Origin of the sequence: Echinicola soli (genome assembly GCF_006575665.1) — a bacterium.
GTDB classification, from domain to species: domain Bacteria; phylum Bacteroidota; class Bacteroidia; order Cytophagales; family Cyclobacteriaceae; genus Echinicola; species Echinicola soli.
In genome coordinates this window covers 1975479-1994242 of record NZ_CP041253.1, presented here as the reverse complement: position 1 = coordinate 1994242, position 18764 = coordinate 1975479, and the positions used below count along the sequence as shown (strand labels likewise).

Annotated in this window: 16 protein-coding genes; 1 reads left to right on the top strand and 15 read right to left on the bottom strand. The window is 45.7% G+C overall.

Features of this window, described 5'->3' with window-relative positions:
* Window positions 1-216: 216 nt before the first annotated feature.
* The 6 genes from FKX85_RS08090 to tnpA form a co-directional block, all read right to left on the bottom strand.
* Window positions 217-1416: a CaiB/BaiF CoA transferase family protein gene (locus FKX85_RS08090; RefSeq protein ID WP_229239799.1), complete on the bottom strand. Its 1200-nt coding sequence runs from the start codon at window positions 1414-1416 to the stop codon at window positions 217-219.
* Complete coding sequence (locus FKX85_RS08085; protein WP_141614249.1) at window positions 1370-2533, bottom strand: ABC transporter substrate-binding protein; 1164 nt, start codon at window positions 2531-2533, stop codon at window positions 1370-1372. Before FKX85_RS08085 ends, FKX85_RS08090 begins: the two co-directional genes overlap by 47 nt.
* A 154-nt stretch (window positions 2534-2687) precedes the next feature.
* Entirely contained in the window at window positions 2688-3134 is a 447-nt protein-coding gene (locus FKX85_RS08080; RefSeq protein WP_141614248.1) for a MaoC family dehydratase, read from the bottom strand.
* Between the two features lie 777 nt (window positions 3135-3911).
* On the bottom strand, window positions 3912-5462 hold the full coding sequence (tnpC, locus tag FKX85_RS08075; protein WP_141614247.1) for an IS66 family transposase: 1551 nt from the start codon (window positions 5460-5462) through the stop codon (window positions 3912-3914).
* 168 nt (window positions 5463-5630) lie between these two features.
* Complete coding sequence (gene tnpB, locus FKX85_RS08070) at window positions 5631-5972, bottom strand: IS66 family insertion sequence element accessory protein TnpB (protein WP_141613661.1); 342 nt, start codon at window positions 5970-5972, stop codon at window positions 5631-5633.
* The gene (gene tnpA, locus FKX85_RS08065) at window positions 5972-6259 is read right to left on the bottom strand and encodes an IS66 family insertion sequence element accessory protein TnpA (protein ID WP_141614246.1); all 288 of its coding nucleotides are present in this window, start codon (window positions 6257-6259) and stop codon (window positions 5972-5974) included. Before tnpA ends, tnpB begins: the two co-directional genes overlap by 1 nt.
* Window positions 6260-6574: 315 nt before the next feature.
* Here tnpA and FKX85_RS08060 point away from each other — a divergent pair, with 315 nt between their 5' ends.
* Window positions 6575-6766, top strand: coding sequence for a hypothetical protein (locus tag FKX85_RS08060; RefSeq protein ID WP_141614245.1), 192 nt, complete (start codon window positions 6575-6577; stop codon window positions 6764-6766).
* 346 nt (window positions 6767-7112) lie between these two features.
* On the opposite strand, the gene FKX85_RS08050 is transcribed toward FKX85_RS08060, so the two are convergent.
* The 9 genes from FKX85_RS08050 to FKX85_RS08015 form a co-directional block, all read right to left on the bottom strand.
* Entirely contained in the window at window positions 7113-7331 is a 219-nt protein-coding gene (locus FKX85_RS08050; protein ID WP_141614244.1) for a hypothetical protein, read from the bottom strand.
* 60 nt (window positions 7332-7391) lie between these two features.
* On the bottom strand, window positions 7392-7811 hold the full coding sequence (locus FKX85_RS08045) for a DUF4276 family protein (protein ID WP_141614243.1): 420 nt from the start codon (window positions 7809-7811) through the stop codon (window positions 7392-7394).
* The gene (locus FKX85_RS08040) at window positions 7780-9180 is read right to left on the bottom strand and encodes an AAA family ATPase (protein ID WP_141614242.1); all 1401 of its coding nucleotides are present in this window, start codon (window positions 9178-9180) and stop codon (window positions 7780-7782) included. The genes FKX85_RS08045 and FKX85_RS08040 overlap by 32 nt, the downstream gene beginning before the upstream one ends.
* Window positions 9181-9508: 328 nt before the next feature.
* Window positions 9509-10396 (bottom strand): hypothetical protein, encoded by an 888-nt coding sequence (locus FKX85_RS08035; RefSeq protein ID WP_141614241.1) that lies wholly within the window; start codon window positions 10394-10396, stop codon window positions 9509-9511.
* 169 nt (window positions 10397-10565) lie between these two features.
* Window positions 10566-13418 (bottom strand): glycoside hydrolase family 2 TIM barrel-domain containing protein, encoded by a 2853-nt coding sequence (locus FKX85_RS08030; RefSeq protein ID WP_141614240.1) that lies wholly within the window; start codon window positions 13416-13418, stop codon window positions 10566-10568.
* Window positions 13419-13566: 148 nt separating this feature from the next.
* The gene (locus tag FKX85_RS08025) at window positions 13567-15783 is read right to left on the bottom strand and encodes an alpha-L-rhamnosidase-related protein (protein ID WP_229239798.1); all 2217 of its coding nucleotides are present in this window, start codon (window positions 15781-15783) and stop codon (window positions 13567-13569) included.
* On the bottom strand, window positions 15780-15908 hold the full coding sequence (locus FKX85_RS21755; RefSeq protein ID WP_262711627.1) for a hypothetical protein: 129 nt from the start codon (window positions 15906-15908) through the stop codon (window positions 15780-15782). Before FKX85_RS21755 ends, FKX85_RS08025 begins: the two co-directional genes overlap by 4 nt.
* A 302-nt stretch (window positions 15909-16210) precedes the next feature.
* Window positions 16211-17797, bottom strand: coding sequence for a sodium:solute symporter family transporter (locus FKX85_RS08020; RefSeq protein ID WP_141614239.1), 1587 nt, complete (start codon window positions 17795-17797; stop codon window positions 16211-16213).
* A 123-nt stretch (window positions 17798-17920) separates the two neighbouring features.
* Window positions 17921-18673 carry a phytanoyl-CoA dioxygenase family protein gene (locus FKX85_RS08015; protein ID WP_141614238.1) on the bottom strand — a complete coding sequence of 251 codons (753 nt, stop codon included), beginning with the start codon at window positions 18671-18673 and terminating at the stop codon, window positions 17921-17923.
* Window positions 18674-18764 lie beyond the last annotated feature (91 nt).

Below are 18764 nucleotides of genomic sequence, written 5' to 3'. Positions count from 1 at the left end.
AGCTACATACTCCTTTCTGACCCTTATTCCTGCGTGGACAGGTTGCCCCTTTAGGGGTTAGGGGAGCGTGGATTCTTTGTTGTAATTGCATGGTAAGTTATTGGTTACTGATTAATCGTTACTGGTTATTGAGTTATTGGTCGACGATCGGCAGTATGGCCACCAAAATGGATGCTGCGTTATCTGCTTCATCAGTGTCATCTGCGTGCTATAAGATCACTTAAATTCCTCTTTAATCGATGCTGTATGTTCTCCCAATCCCGGAGCAGGTCTTTCACTGAAAAGCACCTCCCCATCGATCTGGATCGGACAACGGGTGGTGCGGATGCGCTGCCCATCGGCCAATTTAAGTTCCTGTTCCAGCCGCGCATGTTGATAGCCTTCCGTTTTCTTGAGTGCTTTCCAATCCTTTACATCCATGGCCCAAAGGCCACTTTCTCTGAGTTTTGTCAACCAATGATCGGTCGTTTCGGTCTTGAGATAATCAGCCAATACCTGCTTGATCTCGTCGCGATGCGAAAACACCTTCGACTGATCAAACTCCTCCAGACCGGCACAATCCAATGCCTCCCGAAGTGGCCAAATGGGGATCATCGCAATGGCCAAGTGACTGTCCTTGGTGGGATAAACCCCGTAAGGTGCACCCAATAGAGGGTGCGCATTGTTCACCGCTGACCGAAGCGGTCGCTTTCCACTGGCAAAGTAGGTCGTCAGCACCTCAAACTGCATATCCAATAAGGACTCCAGCAAACTCAATGTAATTCGGCTGCCTTTACCTGTCCTCTTCCGATGCACCAAACCTGCCAAAATCCCTTGCACCGCCTGCGCACCACATAACATGTCACCGATCGCCAATCCAAATGGCGCAGGGCCATGCGATTGGTCGCCGCTGGTGTACATCAAACCACTCATGGCCTGTAGCAACAGGTCTTGCCCTGGCTTTTTTGCCCAGGGACCTGCTTCTCCATACCCACTGATTTCAGCAAATACTATGGCAGGATTGATGGCTTTTACCTGTTGGTATCCCAGCCCCAGTTTCTCCATCACCCCCGGGCGAAAATTGTGCATCAGCACATCCGCTTTTTGGATGAGCTGCTTTACACCGGCCTGTTCAGTTTCTGATTTCAAGTTGGCCGTATAGCTTTCTTTATTTCTGTTAATGGTATGAAATAGCAGGGAATCCTCCCCGACCCATTGGTTTTTGATGGGTAAGATCCGGCAAAGATCTCCCTTACCGGGATTTTCCACCTTAATAACCCGCGCACCTAAGTCTGCTAATCGTAATCCCGCCGAAGGCCCTGAGAGGTACTGACAAAACTCTAGTACCATCACTCCTTCCAGGGGCAAGCGTTTGAGGCCTTTTTTGTTTTCAGGACTCATGGGCAACAGGTCGCTGGGAGACTTGATAAATTTCATTGATGCGGTCAAGGACTGTCTCTGGGCTTCCTGCCCCCATCATATATTCCCTGATAGGATCTCCTGCATGGTCCTGAAAATGCAGGTAACCATTATACCGTGGACGCATATAGGAAGCATCCAGGGATTCCAAGGTGTTTTTGAAGTAATTATGCGAGATGCCATTGGCCTGTTCACTGAGCCATGCTTTGCGATGGCCTGGTTGGCCGCCATTGAGGACATACTCTGTGGATTGGTATTTTTCGGACATGATCATTTGCGCAAACAGCAATGCTTCCTCTTGGTGTTCACTAAAGGCCGAAACAGCCAGTCCTGTTCCTCCGATGGTGCTCCTTAATCTATTACCGGGGGCAAAATCCACTAAATTGCCATAGGTCAACAAATGCTTACTATAGCCATCCCTGGCATAATTGGAATAGCCATAGGCAAAAGGGCAGTACCAATAATCATCCCCCATGGACATGTATTCCGCCACCCTGATAGGATTGGCATCAAACAATTTTCTGTCCAACAGACTATAAAATGCCTTCATGGTTTCCAATGCTTTCAGCCCTGTGTCTTTGTCTATCACCTCTTCGCTACTGAGAAAAGGCTCCTGACCATGTGCCTGGCAAAACATGTAAAAGTTCATCAGCAGGTCTATTGGAATGGCCGGAGCCGCCACTTTCCCCTTCTTCGCCAAAGCCATTACCTCATTCCAACTCTTTGGTACTGTCGCATTTTGTTCTTCCAGCAAGTCTTTCCTATAGCTCGGCACCGGTGTAGCCGCATCGATCGCCAACGCCCATTGGTGTCCTCCGTAATGATAACTCTGGTGTGACCGACCAACATGGTTTTCTGCCTGATTGGCCAAAAAATCCGCCGGTAAATACTCGTCCAACGGAAGCACACAATTGGTCGCTGCCGCACAGCCCACCCAGGGATGGTCAATGATCAACAGGTCATAACTCTCCGTCAATTTCTCAATGGGATAATCAGCAAACTCCTGTAATGTCCGCTGCCGCCATTGTATTTCAGTATCAGGATACAGCTGATTAAACCGCTGGGCAAACGCCTGCAAGGGAGAAATCCCCCTTGAATGCCCCCAGGTCATTCCTTTTAATATTTTCTTTGCCATGGTTGTGTTATTTTTATTTTTTGTCGGCCTGTTGAATTGGTTTCGATTGAGATGAAAGCAGAAAGCCTCGTGTCAAAAGCGCAATTCCTTAGGCTAAAAACTCTCTGCATCTTTGGCTTTTAGCAATCCTCTGTATAATACTACCTAAACGGGATCAGCCTACCTCCTTCTTTTCAGTGAGCAGTATGTGCTCACAAAGCATTACCAATTCATCCTTCTGGTTAAACACCTCCACCAGCTCCGTGACAAGGCCAAATTGCGGTCTTTTGTGATCTTTTTTATCTTTTATCGAAACCTTCACACGGATCGTATCACCAATAAAAACAGGTTTGGTAAAGCGGAGCCTTTCATAGCCATAGGTCATGGCCACTTCGTTGATTACCTGTGCTGTCATCCCCACAGCCACAGAAAAGATCAGGGTTCCATGGGCAATACGCACTTTAAACGGCTGGGTTTTGCACCATTCTGCATCCATGTGGTGGGGAAAAAAATCTCCCGTCTGCCCAGCATGCATCACAATATCCGTTTCGGTGATGGTCCGGCCAAGCGTCTCCCTGCTCTCCTCAAGTTCAAACTCCTCGTAATACTTTTTTATAAACATGGTCAATCATTGGTCTAATTGGCAATTATTGTCAGTCCACAGACCACAGTCCGTGATCGTTGCCGCAAATTCTTCATCCAATGATAAAGTTACTTTCCTCAACAGAAATACCTTCCTGTAGTATCATGGGGTTCAGGTTTAAAAGTTAAACCCGAAACCTATCTACGCCGCGGCGCACAAGTGTTGCGACCTGAAATTGCTTCAAAATCAGCCGCTACGCTTTAGTTTTCGGATTTACCTGGCGGCCAGACAGGGTACACCGTAGCGGTGCTACGCTCACTCCTCCAAACCAACTGATTTTCTTGCACGTTCAGCTCTTTCCGATATCCGCCAGCCTGTCCCGAAGGATTTCGGGAGGACAGGCTACTACGATTCCTAAGGTATAATCCGGGTTAAAATGTTGGAAGGTTACAAAAGTTAGGATATTGGGAGTTTTTTAAAGTTTTAAGGGTTGGGAAATTGGAAGATTTTAATATTGAAAAATTGCGCTAATCCTCATTTGAAATGAGGACTTCGTGAGCCAGCATTCATAATGCACTTAATAGCAATAATTTTTTTATGCTAGAAATTGAGGAATATCAAAGGAATTTATGCTATTACTTTTCCCTTTTAGTCCAGATTTTAGGATTTTGTTTGGTATTATAAACTGCCCTGATGATCACTTGCTTGTTTTGTTTGTCCACTGTAAAATGAATCATTTAGAGGAATTTTTTGAGCGGCAAACAACAAACGTTATCGTACCTGATTTGATAATATGGATTGTTCGTAACCGCCCTATTAACCCCGTGTTGTGTGGTTGAAGTTTTGTGGGTATAAGTCCCGGATGTTTTTATGGTTGATGGTCATGATATTTCTCAGCGCATGTTCGAGCCACTGCTGGGGATTCACGTCATGTAGCTTGCATATCCCAAAGAAGGAATAGATCATGGCCGCCCTTTGGGCCGCTTTATGGGAACCGGCAAACAGGTAGTTCTTCCGGCCGACCACCATGGATCTGATTTCTCGCTCTACGGGGTTGTTGTCGATCTCCAGTTCCCCGTCATACAGGTAGTTGGACAGCTCGGCCCATCTGTTTGCCGAGTAGAACAGGGCTTTTCTCAGCTCGCTTTTGGGCAGGGCCTTGGGCAGCTGCTTCTTGATCCATTCGGACATTTTGTTGATCACCGGCAATGCCTCATCCAAACGGAGCTTTTTACGGTCTTCGGCAGATAGGTTCAGCTTCTTGGCCTTTCTTTCCACATCGTAGAGCTTGCCGATAAAGCCCAGGGCTTCGGAAGCCAGCTTTTTGTTCTCCACCAAGGCCTCAAAGTACTTCCGCCTGGCATGCGCCCAGCAGGCCAGGTGGGTGACCTCCTTATTGTCGGCGTAGTGTTCATATACGGCATACCCGTCACTTTGCAGGTAGCCCTTAAAATTTTCCAGGATGGCACTGGGGGCTTCCTTTCCCCGGGTAGGCCGGTAATCGAACAGTACGGTTTTTTCCAGGGGATTATGGTACACCCAATAGTAGCCTGTATGGCAGGCGCCCTTCTTGTCGCCGTCCAATACCCGTATGGTACTCTCGTCCACCATAAGATAGCCCATGGCCTTGGTGTCGGCCACCAGGCAATCGTACAGGGGCTCGAGTTTTTCCAGGCCCTGTTTCACCCATCCCTCAAGTGTGGTGGGCGCTATGGGGATCTTTTCCCGTTTGAACCGCTGCGCCTGCCGGTACAGCGGCATATGTTCCAGGTATTTCCTTGTAAGGATGTCGGTGAGCAGTCCGTAACCCGGGATGCCCTTCGGGATGGCCCTTTCCGGTAACAGGCCGATCTTTACCCCGGCACTGCTGTACTTGTCTTTTGGTGCATATTTGTAACGGATATACCTTCTGCGGATATATTGGGCAGGGATATAGTCCAACTCTTCGGTCACTTCTTTGCCGATACACTCCATGCCGGTAAGATCGCCTTCCGGATGGATCTCGATCTCTTCTGTAGGGAGATGGTCGGGCAAGGGTTGTCTGCCCGTATGGGTGGGGCGTTTCCTGCGGATGTATTCCACCTTGCGGGAGAACTCCTCCTGCTGTTGCCGCTCCTGCTCTTGGGTAGGCTCAAAGGGCAGGTCCATCTGGTCTTTGTTCCCCTCGAAGCGCTCCCGCTTCTGGGCAAAGGACATGCGCTTGAACTTCTCGATCATCGCCAACAGCTGCTTCTCATAAGCTTCTTTCTCGGCCAGGATACGTTCCTTCTCGGCTATCACCCGCTCACGGTCGGCCACCTGTTGCTCCCTTTGCTCCAAAAGGGCAAGCAGTTCGGCTTTGGTCAACTGATCGAGTGGCTTTGACATGCCCGAAAATAAAGCCTCCCGCTTATAAAACCATGAACTTTTTTTCCACATCCCCTGTGGAAAAAGCCCTCAAGGGATGGTTTCGGCCATTTCACTTCAAAAAACACCTGATGGAGCGAATAGGAGCGCATACGGCTCCAAAAAGCTGAACACCGGTCAGTAAAAAAATCAACCGGGGGTGTAGCGGGGACGCTGCCGGTAGCCGTCCACCTGGATGCCCTCGACCATCAGCACCAGTTCGGGCCATTCCAACACGCCGTCGTCCCGCTCCTCCGGGAGCAGGAAAGTGCCTTTTTCCAGGCGTTTATAATAGACCACGAAACCGCCCTTCTCCCAGTGCAGGAGTTTGATCAGGTTGCGGTTGCGGTTGACAAAGACGAACACCTCCCCGGAAACCGGGTCCCGGTCCAGTTCATTGATGACCATCCCGTAAAGCCCATTAAATCCTTTGCGCATGTCCACCGGGCTGCGGTACAGGAAATATTGGTGCTGGGAGCCCAGTGAAAACATCAGTAGAGTTTGATCAGGTTCGACAACAGCGATAGGTCCCCGCCAGGCACCCGCAGCTTTACCCCGTTCGGATAGACCACTTCCACTGTCTCTGCTGGAAGACTGCTGCCCCGGGTACGGACCGGTAGAAAACCAGTGGGTTCCCGGGAGTGTTCCCCCTCCAGCTTTCGGTACCAATAATTAAACTTGGGATAACCGATCCCCTTTTGTGCACTGAAGGTCTTCTGCGTTAGACCGGTCGTTTTAAACTCTTCGACCAGGGCGGCCATTTCTTCTTCTAGGTTCATCACTTTTGCTTTTTCCACAAAGCTATGCGATCAAACCCGTCAATGAAATATGTACTTTATAAGGAGGTTACGATTGTTCTGTAACTTGTTGAAAAAACTATTTACTTCTTTAAAAAATTTTGTTCCCCAGACCTGGTTGTTTTTGGTCATACCAATCGATCCCTTCCTGAATATCACCAATAACTTCTGGTTCTATTTTCAGGATAAAAGGGATCAAGCAATATTTCTGGGGGCGGGAGAAGATTTATATTCATTTGGTATGTCGCCACGAAGTCGCCAAGACACGAAGTTTTTTGTAGGCGGATTCCAAATTTCATGGAAAACAAACAGCTTTGGGCCTTAGAATCTTTGTGGCAAAAAAAACAAAAAAGAAATCCTTTTAAAATAAAGGGATTCATGCCCTCAACTTTTTCGCTTGCCTCCTTTTTAGCACATTTTGAGGACCAAGCAATATTTCTGGAAGATGAGAGATTTCCAGGTGGTTTTGGTAAGCATATTTCTCTTTAATGTAGCAATAGGAATGTGTAGATTATAAAATCAGTATAAATCCGTTATTGCGAATGCAGAGCAACGGAGTGAAGCAATCTCGTTTTCTTAATACGGGATTGCCACGTTCCCGATAGCTCGGGACAGGCTATACTTCCTCGCTATGACGGTATTTTAAATCGCGTTTATTTAAGCGGACAATTTCCTTATGGTTTCTTTGGAAAGCCCTTTGTGGTAATTCAGGATTTTTGAAACAGAGCCTTTGGAAAAACCAAGAATTCCAACCAGATCCTGTGCTTTTAAATGGTATTCCTCCATCAATGATTTTAACAGTGTTACAGGATCAAACTCAGTAAATGATTGTGTTCTATTTTTTCGCCAAATAACCTAATTCAGCTAAACTATGCCGAATTGCATTTTCGAAATCTTTATAAGATGGTAAATTCCTTAACCTTTCCAGTTCTATTTCAGCTCCTATTATTTGATACAAATCAGAAATCTCAATTTCATTTTTTCTCCTCCTGGGCTTCCCTTCAAATGCGATTCGAATAGCACCTCTTATGGCTTCCTTAGGATCTGCATACATTTCTGGTCTCCGTTGTAGTCCTAGCAAGCTATCTGCATTATCCGTACCTAAATGATATTTTTACAAATCTTTATCAGCTATCATCCACGCTTCGGTCATTCGAACAGGAATAATCGGTGTAATTATTTCACAACACTCCTCTTGAGAATTCTTCAAATTTTCAAGAGCTCTTGATACCTTTTGATTGGCCAAGATCTTATTTGGTGAATCAGCGTCTGAATGTACACACAATATCGATATTCCATAATTGTCAACACCATATCTTGAAGCATTTAAAACTTGAGTATTGAAATCCAACCCAGATTTATCGATTCTGACCTCCTTAATATCAAATTCCATCTCACTGCTACATTCCATAAAGCCAATATCGACGAAAGCTTTTTTTACTACATTTTTCAAGAATCTTAGATCTGTAGTCCCCTCAGTAAAAAGTCCTATAAAAATTGTATCATAATTTGTTAACAAGACTTGTAGATTCATCAAAATCAACTGTTTCCAAGTATTTTTTAACGGTAGCAATTGTGAGCTTTCTATCAGCAGAAGAAAATCCAATAGTCTCCTGAGTTGAAATATCTTTAATCACAGGAAGTATTCGGGTAGCATTTAGCTTCTTCTTACCATATTCCGTATTAACAATATTTGTCCTGATTTCAGAAAAATTAACTGATACTAATCCACTATCATTCCATTTTATTATTTCGTTTATCAAAACAGGGGAATGTGTATTAACAATAACCTGCCTTAAGGGCATTTCGGTTTCTTTAAAATCAGCGGTCAAATCCTTAAGCAGATCAAGCATCGTCTGTAAACGATAAGGATGAATTCCGTTTTCAGGTTCCTCAAAACACAATAAGCCGGTATGTCTTCGATCTTGCTCAAGTACACATAGTGCCAACAGTCTCAATGTGCCTTCTGACAAAACTCTTGATGAATATTCCTTTCCATCTACTCCTTTCAGTTTAATGATATATTGCCTATTGGGTTTATCATCAATAATATTTACCCTGGTGAAATTAGGTAAAAAGGAATTCAGTTTCCTTGAAATTTCTCTAATTGCCACCCCATCTTCTAAAGAAACCCGATACAAAGTTGAAGCTAAATTTGCTCCACTTGACGTAATTTCATCCTTTATTCCAGGTTCCTGATTCGTTGGCTCACTCAAATGCTTCGGATTCAATTGAAGAAATTTCCAAGATAACATCTCTTCTTTTGCGCCGTAAACATGGGGGAAATCAACATTTACTATTCCTCCCAAAACAGTTTGTGAAATGGTATCCGCTGGCGTGACTTTCCCTCCTTGTTTTCCATCCTGCCTGATCTTTATTGCAACTTTTTCTCCTTCTTTTGTCGTTTTGATAAAAGGTTCTCTTGAACCACCAGCTCTTAATGTTCTAGAAAAAATACTGGCATCTTCAAATTTCTTTTGCCATTTATCTTCCAAAGGCCTGATTTTCTCCAAACTTTCATGTGTTATAAACAAATCCTCAAAACCTAGCCTATTCTCTTTTCTACTAATACTTAGATTATATCTTAACCGTGTATTATTTAAATTCTCTTCTCCTCCCCATTTATCTTTTACTTTTCTATTCAAGAGCATTTCTACGGTGAAATCCATTGTTTTGGAATAAATACCTTCATCATACATGGTAAAAAGCTCTATCGCATTCCCCCTTTGCTCAGAAAAAGCTGTCCTCAAATCTACCTCAGCCAATCTTGACAAGAGCATAAGTGCGTCAAAAAGATTACTTTTACCTGATGCATTTGCTCCCGCTATAATTGTAAAAGGGGTGAATTCCATTTCAAAATTATGAAATGATTTGAAGCCATTTATCTTTATGTATGTAATCATAAATTGTGTTTTTGCCCTTCCCTGAACTTAGTTAAAGTCTCTTGTTTTTCTATATAATAAACTAAGTATAACCGATCAAACCCAAACTATTTAGTAAATATACTAAATTTAAGCTTTCAAATTTTTCTACAAAAGTATTTGGAAAAAGGGAAGAAAAATCAGAAATCTGGACATGGAAAAAAACACGAATTGCAAACACCTCGATCTCAAAAGAGATTGTCTCATAAATTGGAATCGTATGTCCCCGATAGTCATACGGGGCAGGTTATTCTGATCCGGAAGGGATCCGACAAGGCGGGTGAGACAGCCTCCCGTTTCTAAATGTTTATCATCTAGCATCTTGATACTTACTTCTCTCCATTGCCTTTTTCCAGCACTCTTCTGCCAACCGCTTGTACAGCAAAGCCTGTTGCCAGCGATCCCCCTCCTCTTGCTCCCGGCCATTGGCATTTTTGAAGGTCCGGGCATAGAAAATATCAGCTTGTAACAACTCTACCGCAAAACAGATATAATCCCCTGTTTCCGCAGAATTCAAAAAGCCCTGAAAAGCCCTGGTCCACATTTCCTTGAAATGGTCTACATAGCTTTGGTTTTCACCATTCCCTGCATCCACCTGGATGCTGCCTGGATTACCGATCCTGCCATGCATGAACCTCACCCTGTCAAACACCGGCTGGATAAATTCCCATTTATTCTCTACCCCTCCATAGACCATCTCCTGACCGGTATACCAATGGGAAAAGTCGCCATTGAACCGCACTTCCGGGAAGCGTTTGGTCAGCGCTACTGTCCTCCACATATCCTGGGTGATGGTGGCTCGGTGGGTTTCGATATAAATGGGCAAATCAAACTTTACCGAGCTGTTCAGCACGTATTCCACCAGCCGGTTCACCTCATCGTCATCTTCCATGCCCCAGCCTACATGCAGCGTGGCACAGTTATACCCGTCGTCTTTCCACTTGGGCAATAACTCATCCAACTCTCCCACCGCATTCATTCTCGCATGGGCCGTCAGTTCCAAGCCCAGCTCCTTACAGAGAGTGGGGTCTCCATCCTGAATCCCCTGAAAGCCCGCTTGCTTGATGGCCTCATGCTTCTCCCTATCTTCACCTTTTGGCCCTGATGAAAAATCAGGCAAATCATTGCATCCCCCATAATTCATATCCACCCTCAGATAAGGGGTTACGTTCGTTCCGTCGTTGGTATTTTTTATCATTTCATTGGAAAATTGAAAGATTTGAAAATCGTTGGTTGTCCCGCTGTCTCTGACCTGCTTGGGCAGACAGGCGCGGGACGCTGGTTTTCCGAAGTTTCTGATCCCGATAGTCGGGACAGGCCCCGGAACCCTTAATTGGGAGTCTCTGACTCCCAATTAAGGGCTGCGATCAATTTGCCTTAAATTTAAAATAAACCCTGCCTTCCTTCGGCCCGCTCACCCATTGTGGCTGGGAGGAAGGACCTACCAGGTCGGTGGCATTCACCTTATTTCTGACACCGGGAATCACATTGAAAACGGCCAATCCCGTCTGCGGCAGGGTGTACAAAAGGGCATCCCTTCCATCCCTGGGAGTAAACACGCCCAGGTAATTATCCGGCTGGTCATTGGCCATTAAGATCTCTCCTTCCTCAGTCTGCAATGCCATCCAATGCCAATCATGAAAGTAACCTTTGAACTCGGGGTAGACAAAAGATTCTCCGGGAATCGGGTCGTTATAATCGTTCCCCCAGATATCCAGTGTGGTACCGTGGACACGGTTTTGCCAAACACGGTAAGGCCCTTCTCCAAGCCAACGGATCGCTTTTACTTTGTCCTCAGGATAATCAAACGACACGCCCATCAATTCCACGACACCATTGTATTCATAAACATAATCCAACTGCACCAACCCGCCTGGCTGAACTGACCAGGTCACTTCCTGAAGCGGCCCAAAATAATGTGCCTTAACCACCACATTTCCCCCTTCTTTTTTTGCTGTAATCCCCCTGAATTCTTGCTCCAAATCCAATTCTTTGTAAATCCTGTCCATTCCTTTTTCGAAGTCCGGATTTATAGTCCCATCCAGGGTCCTGTCACCTCTTCTAGCAGCCACAAATCGTGGTCCTCCCCCAAAAGAAATGCGTTTACCAGCAGCTTTAACAGAGGTTATTTGTCCATTTTCTTTGCTAATCTCCATTTCCAAATTCCCCGAAGTCACCACATAGCCTGACGAAGTCTCTTGCAGGTCCACTGCTCCTGAACCGGCCTGTAAATATTGACGCGGTTTATCCCAAGTGAAATGCCAGGTCCAAAGCTCCTTGCCTTCTGGATCCTTTGCGGTTAGGTAAAGCACATCAGACTCTTGCCAATTTGCCGGCAATGGTATGGACAAGTTCCCCGCTTCATGTGGTGCCACATCAGGGCCTTTCATTTCACCAGATTTGGTTACCTTATGTCCACTTTTTCCTGCTTCCAGGTCATAAAATTCCGCTAGGGACCATTGGAAAGTACAGGCATTCAAATTGGTGAAATCATACCTGTTTTCTACTTCAAAAACGCCATCAAAGTCACTCGTCAATAGATCTTCGTGCATCACCATCACTGGTGACCAGACTTCCTTGATGGTAAAGAAACTACCTTCTTTTTCATGGTGTGGCCCTACAATGCCATCAGCTCCGAAGTTGCCTTGATTATCGATACGGCCATCCTGATCGGTACGGGCAATCCCCTCATCAGCAAAAACCCATAGAAAACCACCACCACTTCGGGGATGTTTGCGCATCATTTCCCAATAATCATACAGGCCAGCACCATGCCCGCCATCGTACAGACCGTGTAAAAATTCCGTCGGCATAAAGATATAGTCACCTCTGAAGTATTCCTCCGTCTCGCCATAGGAGCGATAGTGCATCGTCTCCACACCACTGAGCAATTGCTGCGGATGCAGCACAGGACGGTTTTGAGGATCCCATTTGGCAAACTCATCATCCAGAGCAGTATTCCAGCCACCTTCGTTGCCATTGTCCCAGAAGATCACACTTGGATGGTTTACATCACGTGTCACCAAGGATTCTACCAATTTCATCCCGATTGCCTCATCATAGTGGCCATGCCAACCGCCCAGCTCATGCAGCACATAAAGACCCAGTTCATCACAGGCATCCAAAAACTCAGGATCGGATGGATAGTGGGAAAGCCTCACCGAATTCATGTTCATTTCCTTGATCAGCCTGGCATCGGCATAATTGAGTTCCTTGTTCAATGTCCTTCCTGATTCGGGCCAGAAGCTGTGCTTGTTCACCCCCTTCATCAACACCCGCTGGCCATTGATATAAATGCCATCACTGGCTTTCAACTCAATGGTGCGAAAACCAAAACGGTCATCGGTCTGGTGCACCAGCTCATCCCCATCAAAAAGTGAAAATTGGATATGATAAAGGTTTGGCGTCTCAGCTGTCCAGAGATTGACATCTCCAAAACGGCCTTTAAGTACGGCTTTATCGCCACCTACGGTAAAACTCGACGCCAATGGTTTCCCTACTTCCTTTCCCTGCTCATCGGTCACTTGGGCCACCACTCTCATATCCTCTGAGCTGGCATTGCCCAAAAAGACTTCTGCTCTGAAATCACCATCTGCCTGTGCGTCTATCGCGGTACGATCAATGAATTTGGCCGGAAAAGCTTCCAAAAATACCGGACGGAAAATCCCGCCGAAATTCCAGTAATCGGCCCTCCGCTCCGCCAGGTTGACACTGGCATTTGTGGATTCCTTGCTCACTGTAACTTCCAGCAAATTCTCTTTTCCGTACTTCAGCAGGTCTGTAATATCGTATTTGAAGCGATAAAATGCCCCTTGGTGTTTATCTCCTGCCGACCGGCCGTTGATCTTTACTTCCGTATCGGTCATGGAGCCATCGAAAACAACTCTGACGATCTTGTTTTCCCATTCCCGGGGAACGTCAAAGGTGTATTTGTACTGGCCTACTTCATCGGCAATCCCATCCGGAAACGGCTTACCGTAAAATTTAATCCCATACTGGTACTTCCCAAAACCCTCTTGCTCCCAGACAGAGGGCACACTGATCGTGCTCCACTCACCACTGTTTCTTCCTCCGGAAATCTTAAATTCCCATTCTTTGGTATCCTGATAGCCCTTGCCGGACAGGTATTGGGTTTCCGTTTCCTGTGCTTTCAATCCTGACATCGCAAAAATGGATACCAGTCCCAAAAACAGCTTATTGATACGTCTTGATCTGATCATTATGTTTTTATTCTTTTTATTTCATGTCTTATTGTCCACAGCCTGTCCCGTATCGCTTTCCGGAACGAAGCAATCTTATCTATCGAAGATGGAATCTCCTCACTCCACTACCGCAATGTTCACAATGACGGTTCCCGAAATCCGTGGACTACTTCACCGCCTTATATTTCACCATATATTCTTTCCCTGCGGCTATCACCAATTCATATTCATCATTGCCCAAAGCCTTGATCTGACCGTGGTCAGTTTTCGGTTTGGACTTACTTTTAAACTTCAGGATGCCCTGTCCATGATCAGCAGAGACCTTGATCTCTTTGGTGGAGCAATACACGGAAATATCACCATCAGGTGTAGGCACTTTCCCTTCCATCCATTCCAAACCTCCCAGCACAGGACTGATTTCATAGGTTTCATAGCCTGCCGAAAGGGGCTTTACACCCAAATAGTATTTTCCAAACAGGTAAATAGGACTGGCTCCCCAAGCATGGCAAAGGCTCTTACCATAAGGTCTTCCATACATGGCCAAGTGCTCGGCACCGGATTCGCCCGGATCATATTTTTCCCAAAAAGAAGTGGCCCCAAGATCCAGCATTCCCCCCCAGTAATCCCTGATTTCATCCAGCACAAATTCCTGCTCACCCATGGCACATAGTGCTTCCAGCTCATAAAACCGCATGTAGGGTGTGGTAATTTTTTGGACATTGTCGTTCAGCAAAACCGACTGTTTGACGGACTGCTTTTGGTCATTGGAAAAGTAATCAAAGAATATCCCGAACATATTGGCATAGCGGGTGACATTATCGAGCACTTTACCATCGACGCGCTGGTGCATGATCGCCTGCCGGTCTTCCGACCAAAACACTTCAAACAGCTTGGCTTTCATTTCATCTGCAAGTTTTTGGTATTTCTCATGCCCTTCCTGATCACCGGCAATCTCCGCACTTACTGCCATGGCTTCCAGGCTTCTTGCCAGCAACATCTGCTCAAAACTCACTTCTCCCTGCTTGCTCAGCCCATCAGCCCAGTCGATGAAAATCCAATCTCCCGGCAGGCCTTCCATCATACCGTTTTCATTCCTTCGTTCCAGGCAAAAGTCCATCATACTTACCATTCGAGGGTAAAAGTTCTTGATAAATGCTTCATCACCGGAATACAGGTAATAATCATATATCCCCACAAACCAGTAAAAAGAATAGTCCATAATGGTGTTCATATGACTTGAAACCGGCTCCTTGCCACGCAATGCCAGCAGTGTTCTCCGAACAGAAGCATTATCAAAGAACAGGTAGTAATTCATCAGGTAGCTCTGATAGGCATCCCCCGACCAGATCCAACGGTCACGTTTGATGCCATCCAGAAAAAATTCGCGGGTATTCAGATGCATGGTATAAGCCGATACATCCCAAATCTCATTCAACAGTTCATCCGAACTGTTCCATTCTCCACGGTATTCCACAGGCAAGTATTCATAAAGCATCGAAACAGAATCGTAGCTCACTCCTGGATCATGCTGCACCTGCACATAGCGAAAGGCTTTGGAATTTTCGATCGTATATTCAGTTTCTTGACGGCCATCAAAACTCAGGTAATCGAGGGTTTCACAAAAGGCACTGTCCAAGGCCTCTTCTTCCGACTCCCCGTAATAGACATTGACATTTCCTTCGCCCTTCAGTCCATGGAATCGGATATAACCAAAGGTCTCTTTACCAAAATCGACCAATTCGCCCTCCCCTACAGGTGTCACTTCTTTGGCATATTGTGGTGTGGTGGCCAGCCTAAACGCAGAGGGCAAATCATCGGGGGTATTGAAATTCCAGGTTCCTACCGCTTCCCAGTTGGTCCCGGACTGATCCGAAGCTTTTCCCGTCTCATCAATCCACTCCTTATCTTCAAAAGTCACCTTCCAGCTTTCATCTGTCACCAAATGGTCACCCTGAATAAACACTGCGGGCACACGTTCTTGGTTATATACTTTAATGACAATGCTATGTTTGCCAGCAGGAATGGTTACTTTTTGTGAAGATCCATGCTGCTGCTTTCCATCAATCTGAAGTTTGAACTGACCTTCTGTAAAGATGGAAATTTCATCTTCAGCAGGAAGCGTAAATTCTTTTCTGAAGGTCACCAATGCATAAGGGCTGTAATACCGCCACAAAGGTGGCAAAAAAGCACCCCGCTCAGTTCTCCGGGCCTGCATTTTATTGCTCAGCCAAATCTCGTAATCTCCTGGATACCATATCCAAGTGGCTTGAGGGGCTTTTTCCTGCGCCTTTACAGTAGCAAAGCACATCACAAAAAGTAATAAGAGAATGGTATATTTTCGGGTTTCCATCTGAGGTTTATTGTTTTTCTTCTGAGTGGTCATTTTATTTTCAAATTATCCGCAATATTTCCGATGATCTCTTCATCCAAGGGATATGCTGGAAATTGCCCACTGACGACGGTCAACAAGTCCACTGATATGCTCCCCCATGAATCTACTCTGACCATTTGGGCTTATAGGTTAATTCTCTTAAAACTGCATGGATATCGGCAGACCTTTATCCTGTACATTCCTGCTTTGTTCAGTCTTGAGTTATGAGTGGTGAGTAATGAGCTATAAAATAAGATGTTAAACTTGAGACATAGATGGAACGCGGTCTTCTTACTTCGTGCCTCGTACTTTGTACTTAATATCAAGCTAAAAGCCTACCTGATGCAGACAGGCTCGACTATATCCCGTACCGGGGCACAGCCCTCGGTACATTCCTCTCAAGTCTCATATCTCACGTCTAAAATCTTGCAACTTAATACTAATTCCCGTTAAACAACACATACAATACCACCATTACGACAATCAGGGCGAGCCACAACCACTTTACCGTTCCGGGCAGCTTAGGGATCGCACCGTAATTCAACGTACTTGCATGCAAATCTTTTCGGTTTCGCTCGGCATAAGAGATCACCACAATCAATACGGCCAAAAACACAAAAATATAAAATGAAAGTAGCAGAAAATGCGGCCAAAAGGCATGCTCTGCATTAGGAAACACCCAGAGATACAGGACGCCAATCCCCAAACTCAAGATGGTTCCAAAGAGCAAAACGGTATTGGCTGCCCGTGTGGTGGTCTTCTTCCATAGCACCCCAAAAAGAAATACCACCGACATCGGCGGGGCAATGAATCCCAGGATGGACTGGAACACATCAAAGAGATTGAGCCCTTTGATGCTGTCAATGGCCAAGGTCAGGAAAATAGCAATGACAGCTCCCAAAACGGTCACCACCCTGCCGATCGTCACGATCTGCTTTTGGCTGGCTTCGGGCTTGTACTTTTTTACATAAATATCCATGGTAAAAACAGTGCTCAGCGCATTCAGTGCAGAATCAATCGTGCTCACCAATGCTGCGATCAACACCGCCATGACCAACCCGGTCATCCCTACAGGAAATAGCTTGGTCACCATGGTCATATACGCTTCATCGGGATTGTCAAGATCCGGAAACAGGACATAGCAAATGATCCCGGGGATGATAAACAAAGCCACATCCAAGATCTTTAGCCAGCCTGTAAAATTGGCTCCCAGCTGACCTGCCTTCAGGTTTTTGGCGCCCAGGACAGACTGTACCATGGACTGATCCGTACACCAAAACCAGACCCCCATGACTGGATATCCCAATGCAATGGCAATCCACGGATAATTGGGATCATCCGCCGGCAACAATAGGTTCCAGTATTCTCCAGGAGTAGCCGCAATCAATTCTCCAACACCACCTACTTTGTACAATCCAGTCAAGGTCAGCACTAATGAAACAACGATCAACAGCACCATCTGGAACACATTGGTATAGGCAATGGCCTTGAGCCCTCCGGCAATCGTAAAAAAAGCGGCAATAAGAATCAGGATAATCACAGAAAGCCAAAGCGGCAAATCCAGTATCTGACGGATCAAAATCCCTCCTGCAAACAGCGTCAAGGATAACCAGCTAATGAGTACCGTTACAATTGTGTACCAAGCAAGGATATTCTGGGTGGAATTGCCAAAGCGCTTGCCCATAAATTCCGGAAGGGTCTGCACCCGAGCCCCCAAATACCGTGGAGCAAAGACCACCGCCAGCAAGAAAATAAAGATAAACGCATACCAAGCAAAATTACCCGCTACCACCCCTGTGGTATAGCCAATACTCGCCGAGGCGATCAGCATGGACGGGCCGACGTTAGTGCCCCACATGGTAAAACCGATGCTGGGCCATCCCAGAGAGTTTCCGGCCAAAAACAGGTTTTCGTTTGCATCTCGCTTTTTCTTAAAACTCACCCAATAGCCGATGCCTATCAGGGTCACCAAGTAAAGACCAACCACCGCAAAATCCAGCGGTTGAAGTATTTCATGTATTTCCATGGGTATTGTTGGGTCGTAATTGTTCAATAAACGTCATTGCGATGACCGCAGAGAGGAAACAATCTCGTCTTCTTTAGATGAGATTGCTTCGTCATTCTTCCTCGCAATGACGCTTTTAGTATTTTATGCCGGCACTTCCTTTTTTCGCTCGCCATTGATAACAAAGGGATCTGCCCAGTAAAGCGGCTTTTCTCCTTTCATAATAGGTTCTGCAGAGTATTGGATCAAAAGCACCCTTCTGGATTTCCCTGTCTTATTGGAACCGCTGCGGTGGAAGCAGGTGCTGGAAAACAGTGCTACATCTCCTGCATTCAGGATGGCCGGCACGCCTGGATTGTCTCCAAAATAACCCACCTTATCATTGGTTCCTTCTTGTAGCTCATGGTCAATTCTGTTTTTGGTACCGGCATCCTTGTAAGGCAGCAGGTAAACTGTGCCATTCTCTTCTGTGACATCATCAAGAGGGCACCAAACTGACAAATATGGCTTGTGCTCAAAATCAAGGTAACCCGAATCTTGATGCCAGCTGAAAGTCATGCCTTTATCCGCAGCTTTGACGACAAACTGCTCTAAAAAGAGGTACACGTCATCTCCAAGGATTTTGCGGGTAATCTCTTCCATCTGCTTACCAAAGATCAGGTCCTGCATGGTTTCGCTATCTTTGTAGCGAAGGGCGATAAAATACCGCTTTCCCTTGTGGTTGATCTCGTCTACTTCCACTCCCTTGCGGTCCATTTCATCATCCTTTTCCTTCATAAAGCGCTGACACTCCTCCTGTAGTCGCTTTAATAATTCCTTGGGGATGACATCTTTGACAATACAGAACCCCTCCTCTTGAAACTGGTTTAATTGTTCGTCTGATAAAATTTTGCTCATGGTTGTAATTGGTTAAATGGTTGTTAATTTTAGTAGTGAGTATTGAGATTCAAGACATTTCATCACGTTCTGAATCTTGTTGACATTATTC